This is a genomic window from Halobacillus sp. K22, from assembly GCF_052246795.1.
Taxonomy (GTDB): Bacteria; Bacillota; Bacilli; order Bacillales; family Halobacillaceae; genus Halobacillus.
On sequence record NZ_JBQQCN010000021.1, the window covers coordinates 44,096 to 69,648 of the forward strand.

Here is a 25,553-nt window from a genome sequence, read left to right on the forward strand (position 1 = left end):
TACTGGACATTTTCAGACAAACTACGCATATTCTGATAGTTTCATTGATTTACACCTAAAATAAATAGACTAAACTATTTGACCACGTAATGAAATCAAGGAAAAATCGACTTACCGTTGTACCAATAGCAATGGTAATAAATATAATTAAAACTCTCGCTTCAAAAACACGATGTTTCCTGAAAAACGCATCAAAATTGACTGACTGTAGGACTCTCCACGTTATGATAATGAAGATAATGTGGGACGTCATACTAAGAATGGCTTCTTCAGCAAAATATTGATCCATAATAAGCCCTCTCTTTCGTCACTATTTTTAGGAACATCATCCATTTAGACAAAAATACCTTTTTATTCAATTGGCTAAACCCTAATAAAACAGAAGGTGACAAAAGAAATATTCCTCACTCATTTCCCGGGTAATAATGACAAAATATTTCTGCTAGTTTTGAACAATTACATGAGTCACCAATCTTCTCATTGAATAAAGTCTACTCAGAAAAAAACGTTCGCTTTTTATTTTCGAAGTGCCTTTAATAAAAAAACTGCTCTCAATATGAAAGCAGTTTAGAAGTTATTCTCATAAACATCTAAGCGATTAATGGCTCGCTTAAGGGCCAATTCAGCCCGTTTGAAATCAATGTCGGCTTGTTTGTCTTGGAGACGTCTCTCAGCACGCTCTTTCGCCATTCGGGCACGGTCTATATCAATATCAGTTGGCTTTTCAGCTGATTGAGCCAAGATAGTCACTTTATCAGGTCTCACCTCTAAAAAACCACCGCTGACTGCGATACGATCCGATTTCCCTTCACCTTTCAAGCGTATAGCGCTGATTGTAAGTGGTGCCACCATAGGAATGTGACCGGGTAATATTCCCAACTCTCCACTTTCCGCCTTACAACTAACCATTTCAAATGCTTCTTCCAATACCGGGCCATCAGGAGTGACGACACTCACCGTTAGTGTGCTCATATACATTCCTCCTTGGCTGTTAAGTGAATAAACCGGGCGCTCCCTATGAACGCCCCTTTATCACTTGTGTTGACAGGTTTACTGCATTTGTTTTGATTTTTCAACAACATCCTCAATGCGGCCGACTAATCGGAATGCATCCTCTGGAATGTCATCGTGTTTGCCGTCAAGGATCTCTTTAAAGCCTTTGACTGTTTCTGCAACAGGTACATAAGAACCTGGCTGTCCTGTAAACTGTTCAGCCACGTGGAAATTCTGAGATAAGAAGAACTGCACACGACGCGCTCGGGATACGGTCAGTTTATCTTCATCAGAAAGCTCATCCATACCAAGAATGGCGATGATATCCTGCAGCTCTTTATAGCGCTGCAATGTACGCTGTACTTCACGGGCTATTTGATAATGTTCATCCCCTACAACATCTGGGTCAAGCGCACGGGAGGTAGAAGCAAGTGGATCAACCGCAGGATAAATACCCTGCTCAGAAAGCTTACGCTCAAGGTTAGTCGTTGCATCTAAGTGAGCAAACGTTGTAGCTGGCGCAGGGTCAGTATAGTCATCGGCAGGCACGTAAATGGCCTGAATAGATGTAACAGAACCTTTGTCTGTAGATGTGATTCGTTCCTGCAGCTGTCCCATCTCAGTCGCTAGTGTCGGCTGATAACCAACGGCTGAAGGCATACGCCCAAGAAGGGCAGATACTTCAAGACCGCCCTGGGTGAAACGGAAGATATTATCAATGAAGAACAACACGTCTTGTCCTTGTTCATCACGGAAATATTCTGCCATTGTCAAACCAGAAAGAGCTACACGCATACGAGCACCAGGCGGTTCGTTCATTTGTCCAAATACCATGGCTGTTTTCTTAATAACACCAGAATCGGTCATTTCCCAATATAGGTCATTACCTTCACGTGTACGTTCACCAACACCGGCAAATACGGAGATACCTCCGTGCTCCTGGGCGATGTTGTTAATTAATTCTTGAATAAGTACCGTCTTACCTACACCGGCGCCACCAAACAAGCCAATTTTACCACCTTTTACATATGGAGCTAAAAGGTCAACAACTTTAATTCCCGTTTCCAGAATCTCAGTTTCTGTAGCTAAGTTTTCAAATACTGGTGCTTCGCGGTGGATTGGATCACGACGTACATCATTGCTTAAAGGTTCGTCTAGATCAATATTGTTACCAAGAACGTTAAATACTCGGCCCAAAGTCACTTCTCCAACCGGAACTGAAATTGGACTGCCTTTATCGATAACAGGTGTGCCACGCATTACACCTTCTGTGGAAGACATGGCGACTGTACGAACGATATTGTCACCCAGGTGAAGGGCAACTTCTAACGTAAGGTCGACGTTTTTTTCATCTTCGGATTGCGCATCATAACGTACGTGAAGTGCGTTATTAATATCTGGGAGCTGTCCGTCATCAAATGTAACGTCGACAACCGGTCCCATGATTTGGGTCACGCGTCCTTTACTCATCGATTTCCCTCCTCTTACTGTTCAAAAGTCCAAGAATCCCTATTCGAGGGCAGCTGCACCGCCAACAATTTCAGTAATCTCTTGGGTAATAGCAGCTTGACGTGCACGGTTATAAGATAGTGTCAAATCACCAATAAGGTCATCAGCATTATCGGTTGCACTCTTCATAGCCGTCATGCGCGCAGCATGCTCACTAGCTTTACTATCAAGTAAGGCTCCGTAAATCAAGCTCTCAGCATACTGCGGAAGCAAGACTTCCAAAATCTCTTCTTGGTTCGGCTCATACTCATAAGAACTTGTGGAACCTACGCTTTCACCACCAAAGTCCGTTAACGGCAAAACTTTTTTCTCGGTTACTTCCTGTGTGATGGCACTAACGTAATGGTTGTAATAAATATATAATTGATCGATCTCTTCGTCTGTAAAGAGTTGGATCGTATCCGATGCGATATCTTTAATATCCGCAAAGTCCGGCTGGTCTGCCAAGCCAGTAATATCCATATCTACTGGTATATTACGTTTACGGAAGAAGTCCCGGCCGATACGGCCAATGGTAATCAGCTTGTATTCTTCGGCAGAAGTATGATGCTGACGAATCTGCTGATAGACTCTTCTCAACACACTGCTGTTGAATGCTCCTGCGAGACCGCGGTCAGAAGTGATCACCAAGTAACCTGTACACTTTACTTCCCTCGATTCAAGCATCGGGTGACTTGCATCACCTCCGCCTTGAGAAATACTCGCTACGACTTCTTGAATTTTCTCGCTATAGGGAACAAAATGTCTCGCATTCTGTTCAGCACGATTCAATTTAGAAGCAGATACCATTTCCATGGCTTTCGTAATCTGTTTTGTCTTCTTGGTAGAGGTAATCCGGCCTTTGATATCTCTAAGGGATGCCACGCTGTTTCACCACCCTTTCCAGCTGTGTTTTATTTATTCAGAAATAACAAATGTTTTCTTGAATTCTTTCACAGCTTCTTTCATATCTTCTTCCTCTGCCAGTTTTCCAGTCTTGCGGATTTGTCCAATCAGTTCTTTGCGATTGTTTTCCAGCCAAGTGTGGAATTCTGACTCAAAGCGGGTAATATCTTCTACTGGAATATCATCCAGGAATCCTTTGGTAAGGGCAAAGATAATCATAACTTGTTTCTCTACAGCTAGCGGCTGGTGTAAACCTTGCTTAAGAACTTCAACGGTACGCGCTCCACGGTTCAATTTAGCCTGTGTAGATTTATCCAGATCAGATCCAAACTGTGCGAAAGCTTCCAGTTCACGATAAGAAGCTAAGTCAAGACGTAATGTACCGGCAACTTTCTTCATCGCTTTGATCTGAGCCGATCCTCCAACTCGTGATACGGATAATCCGGCGTTAATCGCTGGACGTACACCAGAGAAGAATAGGTCAGACTGCAGGAAGATCTGTCCATCTGTAATGGAAATAACGTTTGTTGGAATGTAAGCAGAGATATCTCCAGCTTGTGTTTCAACGAAAGGAAGCGCAGTTAGTGAGCCTCCGCCTTTCGCATCACTTAACTTAGCGGCACGCTCTAATAAACGGGAGTGCAGATAGAATACATCACCTGGGAATGCTTCACGGCCTGGCGGACGACGAAGCAGCAAGGATAGTTCACGGTAAGCAGCAGCCTGCTTGGATAGATCATCATATACCACTAGTACGTGCTTGCCATTGTACATAAATTCTTCCCCTAGCGTTACACCTGCATATGGAGCGAGGTATAAGAGCGGAGCCGGCTGAGAAGCACTCGCGGTTACGACAATTGTGTAATCCAATGCACCATGACGGCGTAAAGTTTCCACTGTGCCGCGGACAGTTGATTCTTTCTGCCCAATCGCTACATAGATACAAACCATATCCTGATCATGCTGGTTTAAAATTGCATCGATTGCTACAGAAGTTTTACCTGTCTGACGGTCACCAATAATAAGTTCACGCTGACCACGGCCGATAGGTACCAGTGCATCAATTGCTTTAATACCTGTTTGAAGTGGTTCATCTACAGATTTACGATCCATAACTCCTGGAGCTGGTGCTTCAATCGGGCGTGTTTTAGTTGTTTCAATTGGTCCTCTTCCATCTACCGGCTGACCAAGTGGATTAACGACACGTCCAAGCATTTCTTCCCCTACAGGTACTTGCATGATACGTCCTGTGCGGCGTACTTCATCGCCTTCTTTAATATCTGTGTACGGTCCGAGAATAACAAGACCAACGTTACTTTCTTCTAAGTTTTGTGCCAATCCCATGACACCATTAGAGAATTCAACGAGTTCTCCGGCCATGACGTTGTCAAGACCATGAGCACGGGCAATACCGTCACCAACTTCGATAACTGTACCCACATCATTGACTTCTATATCTGATTCATAGCTTTCAATTTGCTGTTTAATCAGCGCACTGATTTCTTCAGCTTTAATGCTCATGCCATTTCACCCCTATCATCTTTTGTTAGCAGAAACTAGCTTGCGCTCCATGCGGCTAAGCTTTCCACTGACGGAACCATCAAATATCCGATTACCAATTCGCACACGAATTCCTCCGAGAATGCTTGGATCAACGATATTGTTCAGATTCAATGAACGTTTGCCTACTTTTGGTGCAAATGTTTCTGAAATCCGTTTCTTTTCAGACTTCGAAAGCTCACGTACGGAGTAAACATCTGCTTCTGCTACTCCTTTTGCATCGCTCATCATCGTTAAGAAATGAGTGATCATTTCAGAAATAATGTCTTCTCTATGCCTGTCTACCAACAACTTAAGGGTGTTCACAACTTCTGCCGAATACGACAGAAATGATTTATGAATGAGTTGTTTCTTCTGGTCGACGGAAATGCGTGGATGCTTCAGGAATGTATAAAGCTTTTCATTATCACGGAACACTTTTTGCAGTTCTCGTAATTCCGTTTCTAATTGCTCTAATTTTAAATGTTCTTGTCCAAGTTGAAAAAGCGCGTCAGCATAGCGTCTCGCAATGATTGTTTGGCTCATCGCTCTTCTCCTGCCTCGTCAATGTATTGATGAATCAATTTCTCCTGATCCTTCTCCGAAAGTTCTTTTTCAATAACTTTGGATGCAATCATGACAGACATAGAAGCCACTTGATCTTTAAGGACTTGTACGGCTTTTTCTTTCTCTTGTTCAATTTCCTGACGAGCTGATTCTTTCATTCTTTCAGACTCAGCGCGAGCGGACTCAATTATATCGCGTTCCTGCTGACCAGCTGTCTTGCGTGCATCTTCAATTATTTTCTGTGCATCCTGACGGGTTTTCTTAAGTTCTTCAGAAGCCTCACGCTGCATGCGCTGTGCTTCTTCACGACTTTTTTCTGCGGTGTTGATTTCGTTAGCTACGTAATCTTCCCGCTCCTTCATCATATTCATTAATGGTCCCCAAGCAAACTTGCCTAAAAGAGCCAGCAAGATAAGGAAGAACACAAGTTGAATGATCATATCGCCTATGTTAAGTCCTCCAGCTCCGAGGACAAGACTCTCTGTGAATCCTTGCACAGTTTTCACTCCTCTCCACACCATATCGTAACAGGGTTAACCCTCCAGCAAGCATAAGCATTAAGTAAAAGAGCTTAGCTAGACAAGAGAAAAACCCGGCTTTAGCTTAAAAAAGCTTCAGTCGAAGTTTTCTTTCCAATCCATTTGGGTATCAAGTTTTCGTAAAGGTATAAAGGAAAGGCGAAGATCGATTGAGTTGAACTTCGCCATAAGCGTATTCGCTCGTCCTGCTTTACTGACCCATTACGATAAATGCGATAACAACACCGATGATCGGAATCGCCTCTACTAGAGCAACACCGATGAACATAGTTGTTTGAAGAGCACTGCGCAATTCTGGTTGACGCGCAATTCCTTCTACCGTACGACTTACAATCAGACCGTTACCAATACCAGCACCTAGTGCCGCTAAACCTACTGCAATTGCAGCTGCTAAAAGACCCATAATGAAAATCCTCCTCATATTTTTAAGAAAATAATTTTATTCTTTTATTTTAATGGTCGTCGCTCACCTTGTGAGACATATAAACCATCGTTAACATTACAAAGATAAATGCCTGGATAAAACCGATAAATGTACTGAAGCCCATCCAAGCTATCATTGGAAGTGAAGCTCCTAAAAATCCACCAATGCCGCCTGCTGCCATTGAGACAAGCAAGCTCAGTAAAATCTCACCTGCGTAAATGTTCCCGTAAAGACGCAAACCTAATGTAAGCGTATTTGAGAACTCTTCAATAATTTTGAAAGGTAATAAGAACGGCAGCGGTCTAATGAAACCTTTGCTGTATTCTTTACCGCCTTTCAGCTTAACCCCATAATAGTGAGATAAGACGACAACAAGTGTTGCCAGGGTTAAGGTTATGCCGGGATCTGCGGTCGGAGATTTCCACCACAGTTCATGTCCAACAACTCCATTGGTGACGACTCCAAGCATATTAGCTACAAATATGTAGGCAAATAAGGTTAAACCAAGTGGAAGAAAGAGCCTTCCTGTTCGCCAATCCATATTTGAACCGATGATGCCTTTTATGAAATCGATCAGCCATTCCATGAAGTTTTGAAAGCCGGTTGGAAACCGCTTCATGTTACGTGTGGCTGTTACCCCTAGAATGAAAACGATTAATGAAGCCACAAACATCATTAAAACGTTGGAAAGGTTGAAATCAAGCCATGTGATTCCAAACGCATCATTCCACATCGGTGCTTCGTGATTCAATCTGTTCACCTACCTTCCATCGTGCTAAACTGTTGATTTATTGAACAGGTAATCTATAAAAATGACAATGTAGGCTGCCATTAAGCCCAATACTACTGAAATCAAATGAATGTGTTCTTCAAACTGGAGGGCAATGACTACAGCAAGTGCACCTGAAGCCAAACGGGTAAACGTACCGATTCCTCTAACAGACTTATTATCTGCGGAGGCTTCACCAAGCTTGCGGATTTTACGCTGCATAAGCCAGAGGTTATAGAAACTCAAAGCGCTTCCCAGAAGGAGTCCAAGGAAAATCGGCTGCCAAGGGGTAAGACCCCAGCCTAGAATGAGTAACGCCAGAAGGTAGAACATCCATTTTCGTTGACGGGCCATCATCTGTTGGTAGTGCTTCATGCTAATCGTCTCCCGTGTACGTCCGTACTAAATGAATGGTCCCATATGTACCTGCTCCTAACCCTAGAAAAATACCTATGATTAAGAATGTGGGCTCTGTGGAAAACTGACCATCTACCCATTTCCCAAGATAAACTCCGACAAGTGGTCCGCCGGCAAGCTGAGAAACAATAGCACTTGTTAATGCCATGGCCTGAAAAGGGGGTTTGGAGTCTTTCATTTACAAGCCTCTTTTCACGTGAATAAAAAGGTGTCAGAACCTTTGCAATTCGTTATGAAAACCTTATCATCCCACACTATGTAAGAATACATTAGGGGTTATATGATGTCAATGAGTTTGTGATTAAAAATACAAATGTACGACACTTTTCGATCACATTTTCGTCACATTTGTGACAAAACTTATATGTACCATCTTACCAACATTACATTGAAAATATATAGACTTTTCGATCCATTTTTACAAAAAGTTTCCACCTCAGGTCATCCATATTATGGATGACCTGAGGTGGAAGGAACTGGATTTTATTGTGAGGTGAATTTTACTGGGAATGGATAGCTTTCTTTCTGTTTCTCATATTCCAGAGTGAGAACAGCTATATAAGCTCCTTCAAGATCGCTCATATTCATTTTAAATTCCCCTTCCACCATGCCTGGCTGAGGGTCTTCAAGTTCAAATAATCTTCCTTGAGGAAGCATGGTGCCTGCCCTGAACAGATCGACAGTAATTTTATCTACAGGTTCCGTCAGATGGAAGCGGTAAATGGATCGCCTCGCGTCCGCCCAAGTAGATGATAATTCAAATCCTGAGACTTTTTCATAATCGGAAGTTCCAACCATATAAAGGTAAGGGATGTGAAAATCACGGTCATGACTTGTCAATGTGATGAAGCCCTGTTTAATTCCTGAGTTAAGGAAGGATTTCGTTAGATGCAGCCCAATTTCCAGGGTCTTAGTCTCGTTCGGCTCCAAATGAACAACAGAGGGGAGGTCCCACCTGCTTCCGTGTTCATAAGCTGGGGCATTAATATAAACTGTCTGACTTTCATTTGTCGGATTTGTAAGCTTCACCTCTTCTTTTTTATTAAGAAATGATTGATCCACACGTCCAAAAGCAAGCGACCCAGGTTCAATTAGAAGAGTTGGGTTTAATGATTCTTCTACATCAATAAAGCCAGTACCTTGCTCAGTAGGCGCATAAGGAAGTTTATCTTTTTCCAGAATATCTGCTGAACTCATCATCGCACTCTTTATTTGTTGAGGTGACCAATCTGGATGGGCTTCTTTTAATAAAGCCGCAAGTCCTGCCACATGAGGAGCGGCCATACTTGTTCCCTGGAGTGCTGCATACCCGCCTGGAACCGTGCTTAAAATATTTACTCCCGGCGCTACCACGTCCGGTTTTAATCCCCATGTAGTTGTTACGGGCCCACGAGAACTGAAAGGAGCCATTCTATGATCAAGGGAAGTTTCGGTCGTTTCCAGCCATTGGTTTTGTCGAACCCCTTGTTGAAGCAGCCACTCCCCATCTTTTTTGGAGACAGCAGCGACTGGAATAGGAATAGATTGATTAGCTAACGAACCCTGGAATAACCCAGGTTCGTTATTATATATAATCACCGCGGCGGCACCAGCTTGATAAGCTTTAAAAGCTTTCTCCTGAAAAGAGATCTCCCCACGTTCAAACAAAACAATTTTTCCGGAAGCATCAGTCAGCTCTTCTTCCCCTCTTCCACCATCCAATAGAGGATATTTCCTGGAAAGTTCCCATGGATCAGACCCTTGCAGTACTTGAACAGGGATATGTCGATGCTCTCCCGGGATACCGAATACCGGGGCTTTTGAAGGTAGTGCCGAAGCCCCCACGGTTATAGCTTTTGATGATGTGGCAGGCGACCCTACCGTCCAAGTGTCCGGTCCTGAATTTCCTGCAGCGACAACAACAGTTACGCCGAGCTCTACCGCTCTATTAACAGCATGTGAGGTAGGCCAGTCCGGGCCATTCACGTCATTTCCAAGCGACAGGTTGATCACATCCATTCTCTCTTTAACTGCTTCTTCCAGTGCAGCGATCACCTGCACGGAGGAGCCAACTCCTCCAGGACCTAAAGCACGGTATGCGTATAGCTCAGCATCCGGAGCAATCCCCTTCATTTTTCCATCAGCTGCGATTACGCCCGCCACATGAGAGCCATGCATCGTAGCACCCTCTCCCCTGGTTTCCATAGGATCATTATCAAAATCTACGGTATCAAAACCACCCCGGTAATTGTTTTGGAGATCTGGATGGGAGTAGTCCACTCCTGTATCTATGACCCCTACTTTCACCCCTTTACCTGTATAGGGAAGATTATACTGATCACGGATTACTTGAGTAGAAAAGGTATCCACCTGCTTAAGACTTTTATAATTCACGACCGGGTACTGATTGATTACCATATCCATACGGGCAAGCTTTTCGAGCTCTTGTGCCGTCCCTTTTACAGCCAAGCCGTTAAAAATCGTGTCATACTCTGCCACGATCTCCAGTCGCGGAAGTCTTGACTCAATTTGGTCTGCAAGGAGAGAGGAAGACTCTTTCGTCTCAATGATGATGGTTACATCATCTGTTTCCTCAGGGGACTGGAAGCCGGCAAGAAGTAATAGAGGAATGAACAAGTGCAGTAAACGCATAGGCCAGTCTCCTTTTTGGTTAGTTTGTGATGGAACAGTACAGCTATTCATGAACATGATCAGGCAATATTTGTATAAAAAAAAGATTAAGCCCTAATGGACTTAATCTTTTTTTCATTCAATTTCAAACGGCGCTGGTTTATCTTCCCGGTGATTAAAGAAATACCGGATTGCTTCAGCAATCCTGGCAGATGCTCTTCCATCACCGTATGGATTAGACGCATGCGACATTTCTTTATGTTTTTCTTCATCACTCAATAATTCATTGGCTAAATGGAAAATATGATCCTCTTCCGTGCCAGCGAGCTTAAGCGTTCCTGCTTCAATTCCTTCTGGACGTTCAGTAGTGTCACGAAGAACCAATACAGGCACTCCAAGTGAAGGGGCTTCTTCCTGAACGCCTCCTGAGTCTGTAAGAATTAAATGAGCTCTGGAAGCAAAGTTATGGAAATCAATTACATCAAGTGGATCAATTAATTTGATCCTCTCATCATTTCCTAGAATCTCATCAGCTGTTTCTTTAACAGCCGGATTCAAGTGCACAGGATAGATTACTTGAATATCCTCATGCTCTTCCACAAGCCGCTTAATAGCTCGAAACATTTGTTTCATATTATTCCCAAGATTTTCACGTCGATGAGCGGTCATCAGAACTAGCCGTTTATCTCCGATCCCATCAAGCACTTCTGAGGCATAATCGTCTTTCACGGTTGTCTGCAGAGCATCAATAGCTGTATTTCCTGTGACGAAAATCTGGTTAGTCGGCTTGTTCTCTGCAAGTAGATTATCCATAGATTTATTTGTCGGAGCAAAATGTAAATCTGCCATGACCCCAGTCAATTGACGATTCATTTCTTCAGGATAAGGAGAGTATTTATTCCATGTTCGAAGTCCTGCTTCTACGTGACCAACAGGAATCTGGTTATAATAAGCTGCCAGTGAGGCTGCAAAAGTTGTAGTGGTGTCTCCGTGGACAAGAACAACATCAGGTTTCGTTTCTTTCATAACTTCATCCAGGCCTTCGAGGGCGCGGGTTGTTACTTGCGCCAGGGTTTGACGCGATTTCATAATATTCAAATCAAAATCCGGCTCAATATCAAAGATCGACATAACTTGATCGAGCATTTCCCGATGCTGTGCTGTAACCGTCACAATTGGCTCGAACTGATCGGAACGTTTTTTTAACTCAAGTACAAGCGGAGCCATTTTAATCGCTTCCGGTCTTGTCCCAAAAATGGTCATTACTTTTATGCGTTCTGCCATAAATGTACCTCCTTTAATGGAGCATGAATAATTCTATTTATTTTGTACCGTACAATCGGTCGCCGGCATCTCCCAGTCCTGGAACGATGTAGCCTTTTTCATTTAACTTCTCATCCAGAGCAGCGAGATAGATATCGACATCTGGATGCTCTTCCCGGACAGCATCCACACCTTCAGGCGCTGCAACGAGGCACATTAAGCGGATCTGGCGGGCTCCCCTTTTCTTCAATGAATGGATAGCTTCATTAGCTGAACCGCCCGTAGCAAGCATCGGGTCAATGACAATAAGTTCACGTTCTTCAATATCACTAGGAAGTTTGACATAGTACTCTACCGGCTGCAATGTCTCAGGATCGCGATAAAGCCCGACATGTCCTATTTTAGCGGCAGGAATTAATTGAACAATTCCATCTACCATCCCTAGACCGGCACGAAGAATGGGTACAAGTCCAATTTTCTTACCCGTCAGTACTTTAGCTTTTGCGTCGGATGTGACAGGGGTGTCAATTTCAACCTCTTCGAGTGGCAGATCACGAGTAATTTCAAAAGCCATCAATGCGGCGACTTCATCAACCAGCTCACGAAAATCCTTCGTCCCTGTTTCCTTTTTACGTATGTACGTCAGTTTGTGCTGAATTAACGGATGATCCAGTACATATACCTTTCCCATTGCCGATCACTCCTTCTCATAGTTTGCATCCTTTAAATTGTACTGAAAAACAAGATGAACTGCAACCCGGTGTACAGTAATTCCCCCGCGTCTTGAATTCCTTTCATACACCTGAATAATTGCGCACAATTAAAGCCGCCAGCCACAGGCTGACGGCTTTCTTTCTATTAAATGGAAGAATAATTTAATGTTTGATAGAGAGGGAAACGGGAAGTCAATTCACGCACACGCTCTGCCGCTTCTTTCATTTCTTCTTCATTATCATGATGCTCAAGAGTGAAAGCAATTAAGTCTGCTATTTCATCCATTTCGTTTTCTTTAAAACCGCGTGTCGTTACAGCAGCGGTTCCAATTCGAATTCCACTCGTTACAAACGGGCTTTCAGTGTCAAAAGGAATCGTATTTTTATTGGTGGTAATTCCAATATCATCCAACGCCTTTTCTATCACTTTTCCAGTGAGCCCTTTCTTTTGCAGATTCAATAACAGCAGATGATTATCCGTACCGCCGGATACCAGGTCAACCCCTTTATCTACAAGGGATTCGCCAAGACGTTTAGCATTTGCGATAATCTGCTTGGAATAATCCTTAAATTCAGGCTGGAGCGCTTCTTTGAAGGAAACAGCTTTGGCAGCAATAATATGCATCAACGGGCCGCCCTGCATACCAGGGAACACACTTTTATCGATTTTTTTCGCGAATTCTTTTTGACAAAGAATCATACCGCCGCGCGGTCCGCGAAGGGTTTTGTGAGTTGTAGTTGTAACAAAATGAGCATGCGGCACTGGGTTAGAATGAAGTCCACAGGCAATCAGACCAGCAATATGCGCCATATCCACAAGAAGATAAGCTCCTACTTCATCCGCGATTTCACGGAATTTAGCAAAATCAATTTCACGAGGATAAGCACTGGCGCCTGCAACAATCAGCTTAGGCTGTACTTCTTTTGCTTTTTGCAATACGGCTTCATAGTTAATTCTTTCATCATCTTCTTCAACGCCATATTCTTCAAAGTTGTACAGTTTTCCGCTGAAGTTTACGGAACTTCCATGTGTGAGATGTCCTCCGTGATTTAAGTTCATCCCAAGTACGGTATCTCCGTGATCAAGAACGGTAAAATAAACGGCCATGTTAGCTTGGGCACCGGAATGAGGCTGGACATTAGCATGATCCGCACCAAAGAGTTCTTTTGCACGGTCACGAGCCAGGTTTTCCACTACATCGACATGCTCACAGCCTCCGTAGTAACGACGGCCAGGATATCCTTCTGCGTATTTATTAGTCATAACGGAACCCATCGTTTCCATCACAGCCTCAGAAACAAAGTTTTCAGAAGCTATTAATTCAATATTATTCTGTTGACGATCTCTTTCATCCTGAATAGCTGCAAATACCTCTGCGTCAGTTGATTTCATTTGATTCATAGTAAACCGTTCCCCTTTCCATTCCTATTCGTCACATGAACCTTCTTCTTCCGTTATTTCATAAACAGCTCGGACCCCCCCAATTAAAGGGGGGCGCGTTTTGGCAGCCGTTATATGCGCGGCTCCAATCATTTTCTGTTCAATACGAAGCGGGACGGCTACCCGCTTTAAGTGCATCCCAATTAAAGTATCTCCTATATCAAGTCCTCCATCAGCCTGGATGGTTTCCACCAAAACTGGATCGTCCATATGTTTATAGGCATACGAAGCCATAGAACCACCGGCTTTAGGTACCGGAATGGCTGAGACCTCTGTTAACCTTTCTTTCTCAAGAACAGAGCGATCAACAACGATCGACCGATTTAGATGCTCGCAGCACTGGAAGGCTATATGAACATTCGCCTGGTCTTCCATCTTTTTAAGTTCACTGAACATAACCTCTGCCAGCGACTCGTTACCGGAAGTGCCAATCCGCTCTCCAGCTACCTCACTCGTCGAACACCCTACCACGAATATACCATCTTTTATGGTGCCCGTTTGCAAAAGTTGTTCTACTACAGCCCTGGTATCCTTCTGGATGGTTTGGACATCTATCACGCCTGCCCCTCCTTATCGTTTTATTTGTAAAAAAGGAGAAGCTTGTATGCTCCTCCTTTAATTATCAGCTTCCGCGTTATTTAGCTTCCGCTTATCTGCTTTCCATTGTATTATTTATTTTCATATTCGGCAATCTTAGTTACCCGCTTTTCGTGACGGCCGCCTTCAAATTCTGTCGCTACCCACGTTCTTGCAATTTCTTTAGCAAGTCCTGGTCCAATGACGCGTTCACCCATGCAGAGCACGTTTGAATCGTTGTGTTCCCGTGTAACTTTTGCTGTAAAAAGATCATGGACAAGAGCAGCACGTATTCCCTTTACTTTATTAGCAGAAATAGACATTCCGATTCCAGTTCCGCAGATAAGAATAGCTTTATCAAACTCCCCGTTAGCTACTCGTTCGGCAGCTGGAATAGCATAGTCCGGATAATCTACAGACCCTTCACAATCACAGCCTATATCCTCAAAGTCAATTTGAAGTTCAGTCAATACATCCGCCACTTCCTGTCGCAGATTCACACCGCCATGGTCTGAAGCAAGAATTACTCTCATAGATCTTACACTCCTGTCTTCTTAATTATTAATCCTATCGTGACAGTTTACTGAGCTGCTGTCAATTGAACAAAGGACTGATTGAACGTAAAAAAAAGAGCCGTTTTTTCCAGCTCTTCTCTTTATAAAATCAGGCTTTATTCATATATTAAAAATTATTAGAAATGGCTTTGTTAAACTACCGTGTTGATTTTAAAGTTAAGCTCCCGTTTGCTTAAGACTCGGTTTCGAGATAAATGGGGACCGTTACTATATTTGGAAGAGGTCTGGTGGGGAAATAACTCGTCTTGTTTCATTCATCACCCAGCCACTCGAGACATAAGCCGTTCATCAACGGCTGGAAAAACCACCAGCCTTTTGATGCTCGGCTTATGCTGGTCGTGTCTTTCGGGGTGCTTCCACATTTGAACCCTTTCCTATGGCCCTACAGGACGTGGGGTCGATCGACGCTGCGTCGTGCAGGGCCGCGGAAAGCGAAATTGTCCCCCGAAGGACCTTCCTCATAACCAATACCTCGAAACTGAGTCTTCAACTAAGCGGCCCGCCAACCGCCAGCAAGGAAAAATCTATTTAACCATATGTAAGTCGGTACCGCTTACCCCTAAACCACGCATTTGCGCCACTTACCAGGCGGAGGTACCGTTTAATCTTTTGGCAAGAAGTTCAATGTATTTATCCAATTCGTCACGTGTTGTTCTATAGGCCTCTAAATTTCCACCAAAAGGATCAATAATATTAATATCAGGGATGCTGTTTTCTATTTCTTCAATCTGTTTAATCTCGGATTTTAAATCAGTCAGCAGCTTTTTTTCCAACTCTTCATTACTTAAGTTTGCAGCACGGCTCAGTATGGAAGAACGTTTCTCTTCAAATTTAGAGTATAACTCTTTCAGCTTCTGCCACTGCTTTTCGTCAATAAGGACATATTCTTTCAAGGTAAAGTATTTGTCCTGATAATCCGGATATTGAATGGCCAATGTTTGTTTGTGACGATCCGTCATAGTTAACACAAGATCAGCCCACTCTAAAAGTTCTGCCGTCACTGAACTTGTCTGGTGATTAATACCAAACTTCCATTCTCTAAGAACCAGCTCTGTATTTTTAGACATCTGCTCTCCCTCACCGGCAAATATACCGGCCGAGCGGACCTCAACGGTTGAAAGCTTTGATTTTAAGAGAGCTTCGGCCATAGGGCTTCGGCAAGTATTTCCTGTACAAACAAATAATATATTCATAGCCACAATTCTCCTAACGGTTTATCCTTTTACACCATATTATCATACGCACAGGGGGTAGTTAAATTTTTTGTCAGAAAATGGCATGTAAACCGAGTGCACATAGAATACTTCCCCCGAGCAATTCACTATACACCCCAAGAAGTCCGCTGGCACGCCGACCAATAACAAACCCTGCCCAAGTTAACAGCATACTGAACAATCCAAAGGAAAAAATAGATACAAACACTTCTGATTCCCGAAGTCCTAGACTGAATCCAACTGGAAAACTATCAATACTTACACTAAGAGCGAAAAGCCACATCCCCGCCCCCGCCAGTGTATATGCCGCATTATGCTTGTCCGTGAATGATGCAAAGACAGTATAGCTTCCCAGACAGAAAAGCAATAATCCTCCCCCAACAGCCGCCCACTCACTAGCACTGTTTGAAAGCCATTGCCCTAAGGCCATACCAAGCCCAGGCATCAACATGTGAAAAATGCCCACAACAATCCCAGCAAAGAATGCGTGTTTTAACCTGATCGCTTGAAGCCCCATTCCCAGTGATACCGAGAAAGCATCTAAACCCAAGGCTAACGAAAGCAGTACCAACCCCGTAATTTGTTCCAAATATGAGCCCTCCCCGGACATGCTATTTCATCGTATGCGGGAAGCTCGCTCTATATGTCAAGACTGTTCAATGATCTTAACCGAGGCTTTAGTTAATCGATTCATAATCGCTGCCCCTACTCCATAGTTAGGAAAAGACTCGCAAAGAATAATCTCTATATCTGACTTTTTATATTCGCGCAGCACCTCGTAAAGGCGATTGGCTATTTCCGTAAGGTTTTCTCTAGATCCGCATGGAAGAATAAATTCATGCTGAAGTTTTTCTGCCAGTTCATTGCTGGCAATTATTCCAATTCTGTACCCCTCTTCTTGTAATTCATCCAACTGGCTTCTAAAGAAATCGTCATCCCCTTTTATTAGCCATAATGGAGACTCAGGAGCATAATGCGTGTACTTCATCCCTGGAGAAACAGGGCGAGTATCTTTCCCAGTTAAGGCCGGATCAATTGTCACATCAGGCAGAACCTCTTCAAGATCCTCTTTTGTTATACCTCCCGGGCGCAGGATCGCAGGAATCTCAGATGTACAATCCAACACCGTTGATTCAACCCCTACCCCCGTTGGGCCTCCGTCCAGAATGCCCGCAATACGTCCTTCTAAATCCTGACGTACATGTTCTGCCTTTGTAGGACTAGGACGTCCTGATCTATTGGCACTGGGTGCAGCCAATGGCAATGATGCTGCCCGCAGCAAAGCTAAAGCTAGCGCGTGATCCGGCATTCGAATGGCAACCGTTTTTAGACCTGCCGTTACATTCTTCGCAGCTGTTCCGTTGCTTTCTAAAATCAATGTAAGCGGCCCTGGCCAGAATTTTTCCATAAGCTTTCGAGCCACTTGAGGAATATGAGTAACGAGATCCGCTACTTCCTCAATAGTCGCCACATGAACGATTAATGGGTTATCGGCTGGACGACCCTTGGCTTCAAATATTCTTTGAACAGCACTTTCATTCGTTGCATCTGCTCCAAGCCCATAGACTGTTTCTGTAGGAAAAGCAACCACTTGTTCTTCTTTCAATAAATGTGCCGCTTCTTGTATGGAAGTATCTGATTCCAATGGATGTTCAGAAGGTTTCCATAGCTTTGTTATCATACCCATTTCTAATACTCCTTTACTTCGACGATTAACCATTCGTAGTACTTTTTATTCTACAAGTTTCCACAAAATTAGACATTATACACAGGATGTCCTCAAGTTATCCACAAAGATACCCACATATCCAAAGAAACCGTTAGTAATTTTTATAAAAGAAAAAATGATATCCACAAGCTATCCACTCAATAAATCGATTTTGTGTATAAGTAACCTATTTATACACAGTTAACTGTTAGTAACTTTATATATCCACAAACACCCTTCAATACTTTGTCGTTCAAAACGCTGATGCTGCAGGATATGGTCAAGAGCTCCTGAATGACTGTCCACATGAATTTCGGCCATCTTTTGGGACTGAGCATAATACTGAATCAATTCAAAAACACCCAGAATCTGACTGGGTGAAACCTGGGAAACTACGTGCAGCTGTTCTAATTTGACTGCCCCATCCCCATGAGGATTCAAATGAAAATGTCCAATTTTACGTTTTCCCTCTTTTAAATAGTAGAGTTTCTCGTCCATTTTTTCAATATACATGAATTATCCACACCCCTTTTCTTATACACTATGAAAAAGGGTGTGGATGATATGCTAGGAAAATAGTTTATCCCAAAGCTTGACCACAAAGAATTTCACTTCTTTTTCGTCCTCTGCAGGTTCAGCTTCTATTTTATTAGTATTCGTTTCCTCTGCTTGTGCTACACTCGTGCCATTGGAGAAGTCAAGGAAACATAGAGGCGGAAACAATACGCACCACCAATTATCTCCTGTTCCTTTTCCAAGAGTGATTAAAATAGCTTCATACTCACCGGCCGGGTACATATATGTGCCATACAGTTTAGTTGGAAACTTGACTGAATCATTATAATCTACTTCAAAGGGATAGTTTATACCTTCTCTCTTCAGCGTTTCTGCTACTACTTTTTCAATTTCAGGAAGACTATCTTGAATTAAGTTTCTCGCTTCTTCAATGGAAGTTATATCTTTTACCCATTTGTTAATTTCCTGATTTACTTCGTCCCGTACGAGTCGTTTTACCTGCTGGTCATTTTCATTATTGCTGTCAGCTAATATACGAAGACGAATGGCTTCGTCAGGAATGACTTGATATTGTTCCCACTCAGCTCCCGTACTTTGCCCCCAAGGTAATACGACGATGATAATTGAAAGTGCCAGTAATAAGTGCAGGCTGTTTTTCATTTTGGTAAGTCCTCCCTGTCCCTCTGTTAGTTGCTAGTATAGGCAGAGGAGGAGGAATTTAAACCTATCAATCTATTAACCTTTTGCACGATTTAGTCTCAGGGGGATATTTTTTAATATCCCTTTGAAGTAAGGGATTGAATTTTGTAAGAACCGCGAGGATAGGCGGGAAACTATCCACTTTCCAAAGCGCCTGCAAGGTGCCATGAAAAAGCGTGCGATTTTTCCAATTCGGTCATTCCAGAATCTTTTAGAAATTAACCGGAAATACGGCTGGCAAACACCATTCTATCTTTTGTATTCATATCTTTACGAACCTCTACCGTATAATCCGGAAGGTTATCTTTAATTATCTTTTTTACTGCATTACCTTGCAGATGGCCAATCTCAAAAGCGATTAAAGAAGGATAATGTTCCGATTCCTTAATTTGTTTCACAATCGTATGGTAAGCTGCCAGCCCTTCCTGATCAGCGAACAAGGCTAGGGACGGGTCAAAATCTACCACCGTATCATCCATCGAATCCTTTTCTACATGCGCGATGTATGGCGGGTTGGAAACCACAATATCGACAGGTTCCTCTTTGAACGGGTCATAAAAATCACCTTGAACAAACTGAATATCAGCTCCAAACTTTTGGGCATTATGGGATGCGATTTGGAGGGCCTCTAAAGAAATATCACTTGCACAAATATCAGCTTTAGTAAGTTCAAGCGAAAGCGTTATTGCTATAATACCGCTTCCTGTCCCTATATCCACTATTTTAGGCTTATCCCCATCAAATTGTGCTACCCATCTCAAGATGCCTTCTACCAATTCTTCCGTTTCAGAACGAGGGACTAAAACCTTCGAATTTACCGAAAAATCTCTGCCGTAGAAGTTAGCTTCTCCCGTAATATGCTGGACAGGCATACCGGTTTCAGCATGAATGCGCACGCCTTCTACAAAAACATCACGTTTACTTTCCGGAAAAGTGTCTCTTTCATAAGCTAACAACTGTGCGAAAGACATGTTTAAAAAGTGCTCCAGTAATAGATCTGCTACTCTTGTTTCCCGCTTATGCTTATCCAAAAAAACGGAAGCCCAATGACGGGCTTCCTGAATCGTAGTAAAATTCGAATTCATGTTATTCACCAATCTGCTCAAGCTTCTTCGTCTGCTCCTCAATAAGAAGAGCTTCAAGAATTTCGTCCATATTCCCTTGAAGTACTTGATCCAGCTTCTGCAAGGTTAAACCAATCCTATGGTCCGTAACACGTGTCTGCGGGAAGTTATACGTACGAATACGCTCCGAGCGATCACCGGTACCAACTGCAGATTTACGGCTCTCATCGTATTCCGCTTGAGCTTCCTGCTGGAACTTATCATAGATACGAGCACGAAGAACCTTCATCGCTTTTTCTTTATTCTTGATCTGAGATTTTTCATCTTGACAGGATACCACGATCCCGGTCGGCTCGTGGGTTAAACGGACAGCTGACATGGTTGTATTGACACTTTGTCCTCCAGGCCCGCTTGAAGCAAACGTATCGACACGGATGTCTTTATCATGCACTTCAACCTCTACTTCTTCTGCTTCCGGCATAACTACAACAGTTGCCGTAGAAGTGTGAATTCGCCCACCTGATTCTGTCTCAGGTACACGCTGGACACGATGAGCTCCGTTTTCAAATTTCATTTTAGAATAAGCACGTTCCCCGTTCACGATAAAGATAATTTCTTTATATCCGCCTACATCGTTGGGATGAGCTTCAATAACTTCTGTTTTCCAGCCTTGCATTTCAGCGTAACGGGCATACATACGGTATAAGTCTCCGGCAAACAAAGCAGCTTCATCCCCGCCGGCCGCACCGCGTATTTCCATAATAACGTTTTTGTCATCATTAGGGTCACTCGGAAGCATGAGGACTTTAAGGCGTTCTTCTAATTCCTGTTTCTTCTGAGAGAGTTCATTAAGTTCTTCCTTGACCATTTCTTCCATATCATCATCAAGGTTATCATCAAGCATCGCTCTGGCGTCGTCCCTTTGCTCGGTAACCTCTTTATATTCTCTATAAGCCTCTACGGTCTCCTGCAGACCGGATTGCTCTTTAGAGTACTCGCGAAGTTTATTCGTGTCAGAAATGACTTCAGGATCACTTAATAGCTCGTTTAATTTTTCATAACGATCTTCCAATGTTTGTAAGCGTTCGATCAATGGTATGCACCTCTTTCTCCATAACAGTATAATTATATTATAGAGAACCCGCGGTTACAACCTGAGCTCCTTCACTAATCTTAAGAACCTGCAGGCTGGCTGTGAAAAATGCCTGGTCAGTCTTTTAAAAAGAAGACGACCAGGCACATCTTTTATTTAATCTTCACATGAATATTGTAGCGTGGAACAGCTTTATATACGGCTTGCTTGATTTCAGATTTCCATTCTTCAATTTCTTCGTCCGACATTTTATCTTCATTCTTCATATCAACCGAAACCCACACTTGGCTCGCTTCCAGAATTACTCGCTTTACTTTCACACCTGGGACTTCATCGGCAGCTTCTTTAATAAGCTTTCGATCTTGTTTCAGCCCCCATGAGTCTCCAACATATTTAATTAAACGAGGGTTTTGCGTATCCGTCGTTATTTTTTCATTCATACCCATATTTTCTACGTCGTCTCTGCTTGTCTGCCCTTGATACTTATCCACTTGCAGCCCGCACCCTGAGAGAAACAATACGGCCCCAAGAACGACTATCGTGTACCGAAACATGCCAATCACCTCTTCTCTTTTACCGTTATTGTTCTCTCAGAGCATAGTGTTTATGTATGATTTACAAAGTAAAAAAAGTGCACCCTTTTTGGAGTGCACCTCATTTTCTGTCTCTATTCTTTTATAGTCAGTTTATACTTGCTTGGTATAATCGCTTCTTTAGTAATAAGCTGTTTATATTTCTCAGCTTCCTCGTAACTTTGGAACGTTATTTCTTTGTTATCTTTTCTAAATTCGATAACAGTATTATAATCATTTACACCAACAATGCGATAAGCCATTTCAAGACCCCTTTCTCTTGTCCATATCCAAGATAATCACATTTTTACAATTCAAAAAGACAAAAGCCGAAAAGCCCACAGGTAGTGGTCTTTTCGGCTTTTGTCTAGCTTTATTATCTAGTCCAATCTTACCGGATATAAAATTTAAAATTGTATTGAAATTCTCATTATAGACGGAACTTATTTGAACCATCTACAAAATCTATTATAGTACAAAATTAGTTTTAAAAAAAGTGGGGAAGGTAAAAGTCAGACTATATGGCTAGACGGATTCTCTCCACTCTCTTTTATTGGAGAGCGGTTGAAAATCTAAGATTTTTTCACACATTTCGGCATATTTTAAACACATTTGATACGTATCTTCACTCAGCGAGTCTTGTTCAAGCTTTAGACATTCTTCTGCACATGCCCGGCAGACTTCAGCACAGGACTTGCACATGTCTTCAGCCATTCGGCTGTTATTTTGATGAACCTCCGCGGCGTAAGCATATGCTTGACAGCAATTTTTTAACAAATCGGCTTTTTTTAATAATTGGCTGGAACCCGTTACCGGCATCGCTATTCCACCTTTCCTCTTACAGGAATCTCAAACCTTTTGTAAAAAAATGCTTGCCTTTTTCTACTTTCAGCTATCAGGCTTCACAATTAAAACAATGTGACTACAGTCCAAGTCAAAATCCCAGTCTACAAAGATATCCTCTACTTTCAACTGCAATATTTTTTCTAAAGACAGTTGATGAAGCAGTCTTTTCTCAAGTTGGCGCTTGGCCAGTCTTAGTTGTTCACCAAACCCGGAGCGGATCATTTCTTTTTCAATAGCAACAAGTATTCCCTTCCGCTCAACTAATATCGTACGGTTGTTGATTTTAAAAGAACTAACCGATTCCGGAACTTTTTCCGCTTGCTTGGAAACTTTTTTAATTTCTTCATGAAGAGCCGCTTTATGCTGATAATCCTTCACCGAGGGATCTAACTCTTCATCTGATTTAATAATTCCAATAATCATTCCGGAACGATTTGTCAACGACCAATCGTAATAGAGGGAGTTCAGTTCTAATCCAGCAGTTGCACGGAATGTCGCTTTAATATCAGGATTTAATTCCTTCATCAGCAGGTCACGAGTTTCTTCTACTTTATTTTGATTGTTCTGACCCACGAGGAGCTTTTCCATAGGTGCCAGAAAATCCTTCAAATAAATCGTTACATAGGGTTTTTGAATGGTAACATAAACGGAAGCCGGTCCTTTTCCGAAGTTATCACGCAAAAGCTTCCCAATATAACTGGATATTTCAGATTGCAGTGAACGTTCCTCCATACATGTCATCCTTTAAGAAAGCATTTTTGTAGTCTATACATGGTCTTCCACTAGTATTGTTATATTAAACGTTCCCTAAAATATCCGAAAATATAATAAAGCTAAATTAAAGAATAAAGAAATTTCATTAAACATTGAATAAGTCAAATTTCAAACCCAGCAAGAGGCGTTCAGCCAGATGATTCGCATGGAACAGAGAAGCTTCAATTGACACATAAGCTGCGCTTTTTGGCTTTGTTGAATTTTCGTACATTATGCATTTCCTGAGGATAGAACAATAACAATCAGTATTATTTTTATAGCTCTGTTAAAATTCCGCATTGATATAACTGTAAAGCTCCCGTTACTGGAAGACTCAGTTTCGAGACTTTTGTTAGAAATAGGTCCTGCGGGGGACGATTCCGCTTTCCGTGGGCATGGGGTAAGCTTCCTCAGGCTTCGCCTTCCGGGATCTTACCGATCATGTTCATCCCACAGGAGTCTACATCGTCCCCCTCCGGACCTTGCGATATATGGAGCTCGAAATCTTGTTCAAAACGCCCGGTATATGATGATGGAGATAAACTTTTAACAATGAGCGTATACAGTGGATAATTCCCGCTATATAAGCGTTTGAGAGGGCCAAGCACCTTCTAACGCTTATAAAAGGGTCCGTTCGTTTTTCAACCATAGGCTGGCGAAGGGAACGACGAGACTCCCGCGGGAGAAGGAGCTAGGCGAGACCCCACAAGGAGTGGTAACGACTGAGGAGGCTTGCCAGTTCCCCCGCAGGAAAGCGAGTTGTTCCCGTAGTCAGCCACTCTCTTTATTAGCAACGGACCTGGAATATCTCGAATTCGAGTCTTCAACTAACCGGCCCTATTGTGTAATAAGTCTCTTATGAAAAATCAACAATAAACGTAAATAGTTGTTCCGCTAACTCCCAGGTAAAGTAAAAATAATCCCCCGCCTACTTTACGTGCAGCTGACAATAAAAAACCGGGTGTTTTTATATTACACACCCGGTTTTCCTGATTTTATTTATTTTTTCTCTGCATAAGCTGCCTTCACTTGCTGTTGCCTGGGTTTATGGGGAACTTCGTGGTGATGGCGGCAGCGCGGTTCGTAAGATTCAGAAGCCCCCACCAGAATAATAGGGTCATGATAAGATGCCGGCTTTCCATCAATTAAACGCTGTGTTCGGCTTGCAGGCGAACCACATATAGGACAAATAGCATTTAGTTTAGTGATGCTTTCACTAAGCGCCATCAACTCTGGCATTTTCCCGAAAGGTTCTCCACGGAAATCGGTGTCCAGTCCTGCAGTGATTACACGAATACCCCGATCCGCCAAACATTCCGCTACTTCAACGATATGCTCATCAAAAAACTGTACTTCATCAATTCCTACGATATCAACTTCCGCACCTACCTCGTTCAGGATGTCCAACGATTGTCTCATAGGGCGCGCCATAACTGAAGTGCCGTTGTGAGAGACTACGGCATCTTCTTTATAACGATCATCAACGGCCGGTTTATATACACGAACCGTTAAGTTGCCAAACGTCGCACGGCGTACGCGGCGAATTAATTCCTCCGATTTTCCACTGAACATACTTCCACAAATAACTTCTACCCATCCGCTTTGCTTCATTACATACACGTTCACTGTCGCTCCCTTCTTACACAATCCGCCAAGGTTTTCAATAAAAAAGAGCCCTCCTGATCGACTCCGCTACTGAACGAATGATCAATCGCTCACGGACCATCAAGGACAGCTCTTTTTATAATAATTATAAAGGTCTCGAGCAACCAATCCTAACATAAACAAAACTATAAAGTAGTTTTTTTGCTCCACAATATAGTTTCATTTATGTGGATCATCTTCTTTCAAACACATTTCTGATAACAGGGTTCTCTACATCTGCTTTCAGTTATTTTTGACAAAAAAACAGGCAAACCATAAAAGACAATTTGCCTGTTTTTGCTCAAAATGATGCAACATCCATCCCAAAGGATAGGCGCTCATTATTATGAAAGGTTATATTTTTTCTTGAAGCGATCCACACGGCCACCAGCTTTGTCAGCTTTCTGTTTGCCAGTGTAGAACGGATGAGACGCAGAACTAATCTCGATACGGATCAATGGATACGTGTTTCCATCTTCCCACTCGATCGTTTCTTCGGATGCTTGAGTAGATCCGGTTAGAAACTTGAAATTAGAACTTGTGTCTAGGAATACAACTTTACGGTATTCTGGATGAATTCCTGATTTCATGTTCTTCCACTCCTTTTTGCCCTGATTCCTTTAG

Annotated in this window: 31 protein-coding genes; all 31 read right to left on the bottom strand. The window is 42.7% G+C overall.

Translation table 11 applies throughout. The features are described 5' to 3' along the window. Positions 1 to 55: 55 nt before the first annotated feature. The 31 genes from ACTWPM_RS14775 to ACTWPM_RS14925 all read right to left on the bottom strand — a co-directional run bounded on the left by ACTWPM_RS14775 (position 56) and on the right by ACTWPM_RS14925 (position 25,519). Positions 56 to 289: a DUF1146 family protein gene (locus tag ACTWPM_RS14775; RefSeq protein ID WP_443133800.1), complete on the bottom strand. Its 234-nt coding sequence runs from the start codon at positions 287 to 289 to the stop codon at positions 56 to 58. Positions 290 to 567: 278 nt separating this feature from the next. Beyond that, positions 568 to 972: a F0F1 ATP synthase subunit epsilon gene (locus tag ACTWPM_RS14780; RefSeq protein WP_089751325.1), complete on the bottom strand. Its 405-nt coding sequence runs from the start codon at positions 970 to 972 to the stop codon at positions 568 to 570. Between the two features lie 78 nt (positions 973 to 1,050). Further along, positions 1,051 to 2,463, bottom strand: a complete 1,413-nt coding sequence (gene atpD / locus ACTWPM_RS14785; protein ID WP_443133801.1) for a F0F1 ATP synthase subunit beta — start codon at positions 2,461 to 2,463, stop codon at positions 1,051 to 1,053. Between the two features lie 39 nt (positions 2,464 to 2,502). Continuing rightward, positions 2,503 to 3,366, bottom strand: coding sequence for an ATP synthase F1 subunit gamma (atpG, locus tag ACTWPM_RS14790; protein WP_443133802.1), 864 nt, complete (start codon positions 3,364 to 3,366; stop codon positions 2,503 to 2,505). Between the two features lie 33 nt (positions 3,367 to 3,399). Continuing rightward, positions 3,400 to 4,908 (bottom strand): F0F1 ATP synthase subunit alpha, encoded by a 1,509-nt coding sequence (atpA, locus tag ACTWPM_RS14795; RefSeq protein WP_443133803.1) that lies wholly within the window; start codon positions 4,906 to 4,908, stop codon positions 3,400 to 3,402. 15 nt (positions 4,909 to 4,923) lie between these two features. After that, a complete protein-coding gene (locus tag ACTWPM_RS14800) occupies positions 4,924 to 5,472 on the bottom strand; it encodes a F0F1 ATP synthase subunit delta (protein ID WP_443133804.1) in 549 nt (182 codons plus the stop codon). Further along, complete coding sequence (gene atpF, locus ACTWPM_RS14805; RefSeq protein ID WP_014644823.1) at positions 5,469 to 5,990, bottom strand: F0F1 ATP synthase subunit B; 522 nt, start codon at positions 5,988 to 5,990, stop codon at positions 5,469 to 5,471. Before atpF ends, ACTWPM_RS14800 begins: the two co-directional genes overlap by 4 nt. A 232-nt stretch (positions 5,991 to 6,222) precedes the next feature. Beyond that, entirely contained in the window at positions 6,223 to 6,435 is a 213-nt protein-coding gene (atpE, locus tag ACTWPM_RS14810) for a F0F1 ATP synthase subunit C (protein WP_014644824.1), read from the bottom strand. 49 nt (positions 6,436 to 6,484) lie between these two features. Further along, a complete protein-coding gene (atpB, locus tag ACTWPM_RS14815; RefSeq protein WP_443133805.1) occupies positions 6,485 to 7,207 on the bottom strand; it encodes a F0F1 ATP synthase subunit A in 723 nt (240 codons plus the stop codon). A 24-nt stretch (positions 7,208 to 7,231) separates the two neighbouring features. Continuing rightward, positions 7,232 to 7,600, bottom strand: coding sequence for an ATP synthase subunit I (locus ACTWPM_RS14820; protein WP_443133806.1), 369 nt, complete (start codon positions 7,598 to 7,600; stop codon positions 7,232 to 7,234). A 1-nt stretch (position 7,601) separates the two neighbouring features. Further along, positions 7,602 to 7,820, bottom strand: a complete 219-nt coding sequence (locus tag ACTWPM_RS14825; protein WP_443133807.1) for an AtpZ/AtpI family protein — start codon at positions 7,818 to 7,820, stop codon at positions 7,602 to 7,604. 305 nt (positions 7,821 to 8,125) lie between these two features. Continuing rightward, positions 8,126 to 10,273 carry a S8 family serine peptidase gene (locus ACTWPM_RS14830; RefSeq protein ID WP_443133808.1) on the bottom strand — a complete coding sequence of 716 codons (2,148 nt, stop codon included), beginning with the start codon at positions 10,271 to 10,273 and terminating at the stop codon, positions 8,126 to 8,128. A 114-nt stretch (positions 10,274 to 10,387) separates the two neighbouring features. Then, positions 10,388 to 11,536: a non-hydrolyzing UDP-N-acetylglucosamine 2-epimerase gene (gene wecB / locus ACTWPM_RS14835; RefSeq protein WP_443133809.1), complete on the bottom strand. Its 1,149-nt coding sequence runs from the start codon at positions 11,534 to 11,536 to the stop codon at positions 10,388 to 10,390. Between the two features lie 37 nt (positions 11,537 to 11,573). Then, positions 11,574 to 12,206: a uracil phosphoribosyltransferase gene (upp, locus tag ACTWPM_RS14840; protein ID WP_089751315.1), complete on the bottom strand. Its 633-nt coding sequence runs from the start codon at positions 12,204 to 12,206 to the stop codon at positions 11,574 to 11,576. 167 nt (positions 12,207 to 12,373) lie between these two features. After that, entirely contained in the window at positions 12,374 to 13,630 is a 1,257-nt protein-coding gene (gene glyA, locus ACTWPM_RS14845; RefSeq protein ID WP_443133810.1) for a serine hydroxymethyltransferase, read from the bottom strand. A gap of 24 nt (positions 13,631 to 13,654) precedes the next feature. Continuing rightward, a complete protein-coding gene (locus ACTWPM_RS14850; RefSeq protein WP_443133831.1) occupies positions 13,655 to 14,209 on the bottom strand; it encodes a TIGR01440 family protein in 555 nt (184 codons plus the stop codon). A gap of 128 nt (positions 14,210 to 14,337) precedes the next feature. Beyond that, positions 14,338 to 14,778 (bottom strand): ribose 5-phosphate isomerase B, encoded by a 441-nt coding sequence (gene rpiB / locus ACTWPM_RS14855; protein ID WP_443133811.1) that lies wholly within the window; start codon positions 14,776 to 14,778, stop codon positions 14,338 to 14,340. 623 nt (positions 14,779 to 15,401) lie between these two features. Next, positions 15,402 to 16,013 (bottom strand): arsenate reductase/protein-tyrosine-phosphatase family protein, encoded by a 612-nt coding sequence (locus ACTWPM_RS14860; RefSeq protein WP_443133812.1) that lies wholly within the window; start codon positions 16,011 to 16,013, stop codon positions 15,402 to 15,404. A gap of 73 nt (positions 16,014 to 16,086) precedes the next feature. Further along, positions 16,087 to 16,623: a manganese efflux pump MntP gene (locus tag ACTWPM_RS14865; protein WP_443133813.1), complete on the bottom strand. Its 537-nt coding sequence runs from the start codon at positions 16,621 to 16,623 to the stop codon at positions 16,087 to 16,089. A 57-nt stretch (positions 16,624 to 16,680) separates the two neighbouring features. Next, the gene (locus ACTWPM_RS14870) at positions 16,681 to 17,721 is read right to left on the bottom strand and encodes an L-threonylcarbamoyladenylate synthase (protein ID WP_443133814.1); all 1,041 of its coding nucleotides are present in this window, start codon (positions 17,719 to 17,721) and stop codon (positions 16,681 to 16,683) included. Positions 17,722 to 17,943: 222 nt separating this feature from the next. Then, positions 17,944 to 18,255 (bottom strand): hypothetical protein, encoded by a 312-nt coding sequence (locus ACTWPM_RS14875; RefSeq protein WP_443133815.1) that lies wholly within the window; start codon positions 18,253 to 18,255, stop codon positions 17,944 to 17,946. Positions 18,256 to 18,309: 54 nt separating this feature from the next. Beyond that, a complete protein-coding gene (spoIIR, locus tag ACTWPM_RS14880) occupies positions 18,310 to 18,918 on the bottom strand; it encodes a stage II sporulation protein R (RefSeq protein WP_443133816.1) in 609 nt (202 codons plus the stop codon). A gap of 257 nt (positions 18,919 to 19,175) precedes the next feature. Continuing rightward, positions 19,176 to 20,042, bottom strand: a complete 867-nt coding sequence (gene prmC, locus ACTWPM_RS14885) for a peptide chain release factor N(5)-glutamine methyltransferase (protein WP_443133817.1) — start codon at positions 20,040 to 20,042, stop codon at positions 19,176 to 19,178. 1 nt (position 20,043) lies between these two features. After that, positions 20,044 to 21,114, bottom strand: a complete 1,071-nt coding sequence (gene prfA / locus ACTWPM_RS14890) for a peptide chain release factor 1 (RefSeq protein WP_443133818.1) — start codon at positions 21,112 to 21,114, stop codon at positions 20,044 to 20,046. Between the two features lie 152 nt (positions 21,115 to 21,266). Next, positions 21,267 to 21,668 (bottom strand): hypothetical protein, encoded by a 402-nt coding sequence (locus ACTWPM_RS14895; RefSeq protein WP_443133819.1) that lies wholly within the window; start codon positions 21,666 to 21,668, stop codon positions 21,267 to 21,269. A gap of 113 nt (positions 21,669 to 21,781) precedes the next feature. Next, positions 21,782 to 21,949, bottom strand: a complete 168-nt coding sequence (locus tag ACTWPM_RS14900) for a hypothetical protein (RefSeq protein ID WP_443133820.1) — start codon at positions 21,947 to 21,949, stop codon at positions 21,782 to 21,784. A gap of 262 nt (positions 21,950 to 22,211) precedes the next feature. Further along, positions 22,212 to 22,505 carry a four-helix bundle copper-binding protein gene (locus ACTWPM_RS14905; RefSeq protein ID WP_443133821.1) on the bottom strand — a complete coding sequence of 98 codons (294 nt, stop codon included), beginning with the start codon at positions 22,503 to 22,505 and terminating at the stop codon, positions 22,212 to 22,214. Between the two features lie 69 nt (positions 22,506 to 22,574). Beyond that, complete coding sequence (locus ACTWPM_RS14910) at positions 22,575 to 23,264, bottom strand: Na-translocating system protein MpsC family protein (RefSeq protein ID WP_443133822.1); 690 nt, start codon at positions 23,262 to 23,264, stop codon at positions 22,575 to 22,577. A gap of 127 nt (positions 23,265 to 23,391) precedes the next feature. Then, positions 23,392 to 23,517, bottom strand: coding sequence for a hypothetical protein (locus ACTWPM_RS14915; protein WP_443133823.1), 126 nt, complete (start codon positions 23,515 to 23,517; stop codon positions 23,392 to 23,394). A 767-nt stretch (positions 23,518 to 24,284) separates the two neighbouring features. Beyond that, positions 24,285 to 24,905 carry a thymidine kinase gene (locus ACTWPM_RS14920; RefSeq protein ID WP_443133832.1) on the bottom strand — a complete coding sequence of 207 codons (621 nt, stop codon included), beginning with the start codon at positions 24,903 to 24,905 and terminating at the stop codon, positions 24,285 to 24,287. Between the two features lie 368 nt (positions 24,906 to 25,273). Further along, a complete protein-coding gene (locus tag ACTWPM_RS14925) occupies positions 25,274 to 25,519 on the bottom strand; it encodes a type B 50S ribosomal protein L31 (protein ID WP_014644848.1) in 246 nt (81 codons plus the stop codon). Positions 25,520 to 25,553: the final 34 nt, after the last annotated feature.

Coding starts and splice junctions, on each gene's coding strand:
- ACTWPM_RS14820 (WP_443133806.1), bottom strand. CDS start 7,600: ATGAAGCACTACCAACAGATGATGGCCCGTCAACGAAAATGGATGTTC.
- spoIIR (WP_443133816.1), bottom strand. CDS start 18,918: ATGAAAAACAGCCTGCACTTATTACTGGCACTTTCAATTATCATCGTC.
- ACTWPM_RS14875 (WP_443133815.1), bottom strand. CDS start 18,255: ATGTATATTGAAAAAATGGACGAGAAACTCTACTATTTAAAAGAGGGA.
- ACTWPM_RS14870 (WP_443133814.1), bottom strand. CDS start 17,721: ATGGGTATGATAACAAAGCTATGGAAACCTTCTGAACATCCATTGGAA.
- ACTWPM_RS14780 (WP_089751325.1), bottom strand. CDS start 972: ATGAGCACACTAACGGTGAGTGTCGTCACTCCTGATGGCCCGGTATTG.
- ACTWPM_RS14825 (WP_443133807.1), bottom strand. CDS start 7,820: ATGAAAGACTCCAAACCCCCTTTTCAGGCCATGGCATTAACAAGTGCT.
- atpD (WP_443133801.1), bottom strand. CDS start 2,463: ATGAGTAAAGGACGCGTGACCCAAATCATGGGACCGGTTGTCGACGTT.
- ACTWPM_RS14925 (WP_014644848.1), bottom strand. CDS start 25,519: ATGAAATCAGGAATTCATCCAGAATACCGTAAAGTTGTATTCCTAGAC.
- rpiB (WP_443133811.1), bottom strand. CDS start 14,778: ATGAGAGTAATTCTTGCTTCAGACCATGGCGGTGTGAATCTGCGACAG.
- atpA (WP_443133803.1), bottom strand. CDS start 4,908: ATGAGCATTAAAGCTGAAGAAATCAGTGCGCTGATTAAACAGCAAATT.
- ACTWPM_RS14775 (WP_443133800.1), bottom strand. CDS start 289: ATGGATCAATATTTTGCTGAAGAAGCCATTCTTAGTATGACGTCCCAC.
- ACTWPM_RS14915 (WP_443133823.1), bottom strand. CDS start 23,517: ATGTACGAAAATTCAACAAAGCCAAAAAGCGCAGCTTATGTGTCAATT.
- glyA (WP_443133810.1), bottom strand. CDS start 13,630: ATGAATCAAATGAAATCAACTGACGCAGAGGTATTTGCAGCTATTCAG.
- ACTWPM_RS14860 (WP_443133812.1), bottom strand. CDS start 16,013: ATGAATATATTATTTGTTTGTACAGGAAATACTTGCCGAAGCCCTATG.
- ACTWPM_RS14900 (WP_443133820.1), bottom strand. CDS start 21,949: ATGGCTTATCGCATTGTTGGTGTAAATGATTATAATACTGTTATCGAA.
- ACTWPM_RS14910 (WP_443133822.1), bottom strand. CDS start 23,264: ATGGAGGAACGTTCACTGCAATCTGAAATATCCAGTTATATTGGGAAG.
- prmC (WP_443133817.1), bottom strand. CDS start 20,042: ATGAATTCGAATTTTACTACGATTCAGGAAGCCCGTCATTGGGCTTCC.
- ACTWPM_RS14895 (WP_443133819.1), bottom strand. CDS start 21,668: ATGTTTCGGTACACGATAGTCGTTCTTGGGGCCGTATTGTTTCTCTCA.
- ACTWPM_RS14830 (WP_443133808.1), bottom strand. CDS start 10,273: ATGCGTTTACTGCACTTGTTCATTCCTCTATTACTTCTTGCCGGCTTC.
- upp (WP_089751315.1), bottom strand. CDS start 12,206: ATGGGAAAGGTATATGTACTGGATCATCCGTTAATTCAGCACAAACTG.
- ACTWPM_RS14800 (WP_443133804.1), bottom strand. CDS start 5,472: ATGAGCCAAACAATCATTGCGAGACGCTATGCTGACGCGCTTTTTCAA.
- wecB (WP_443133809.1), bottom strand. CDS start 11,536: ATGGCAGAACGCATAAAAGTAATGACCATTTTTGGGACAAGACCGGAA.
- ACTWPM_RS14905 (WP_443133821.1), bottom strand. CDS start 22,505: ATGCCGGTAACGGGTTCCAGCCAATTATTAAAAAAAGCCGATTTGTTA.
- atpE (WP_014644824.1), bottom strand. CDS start 6,435: ATGGGTCTTTTAGCAGCTGCAATTGCAGTAGGTTTAGCGGCACTAGGT.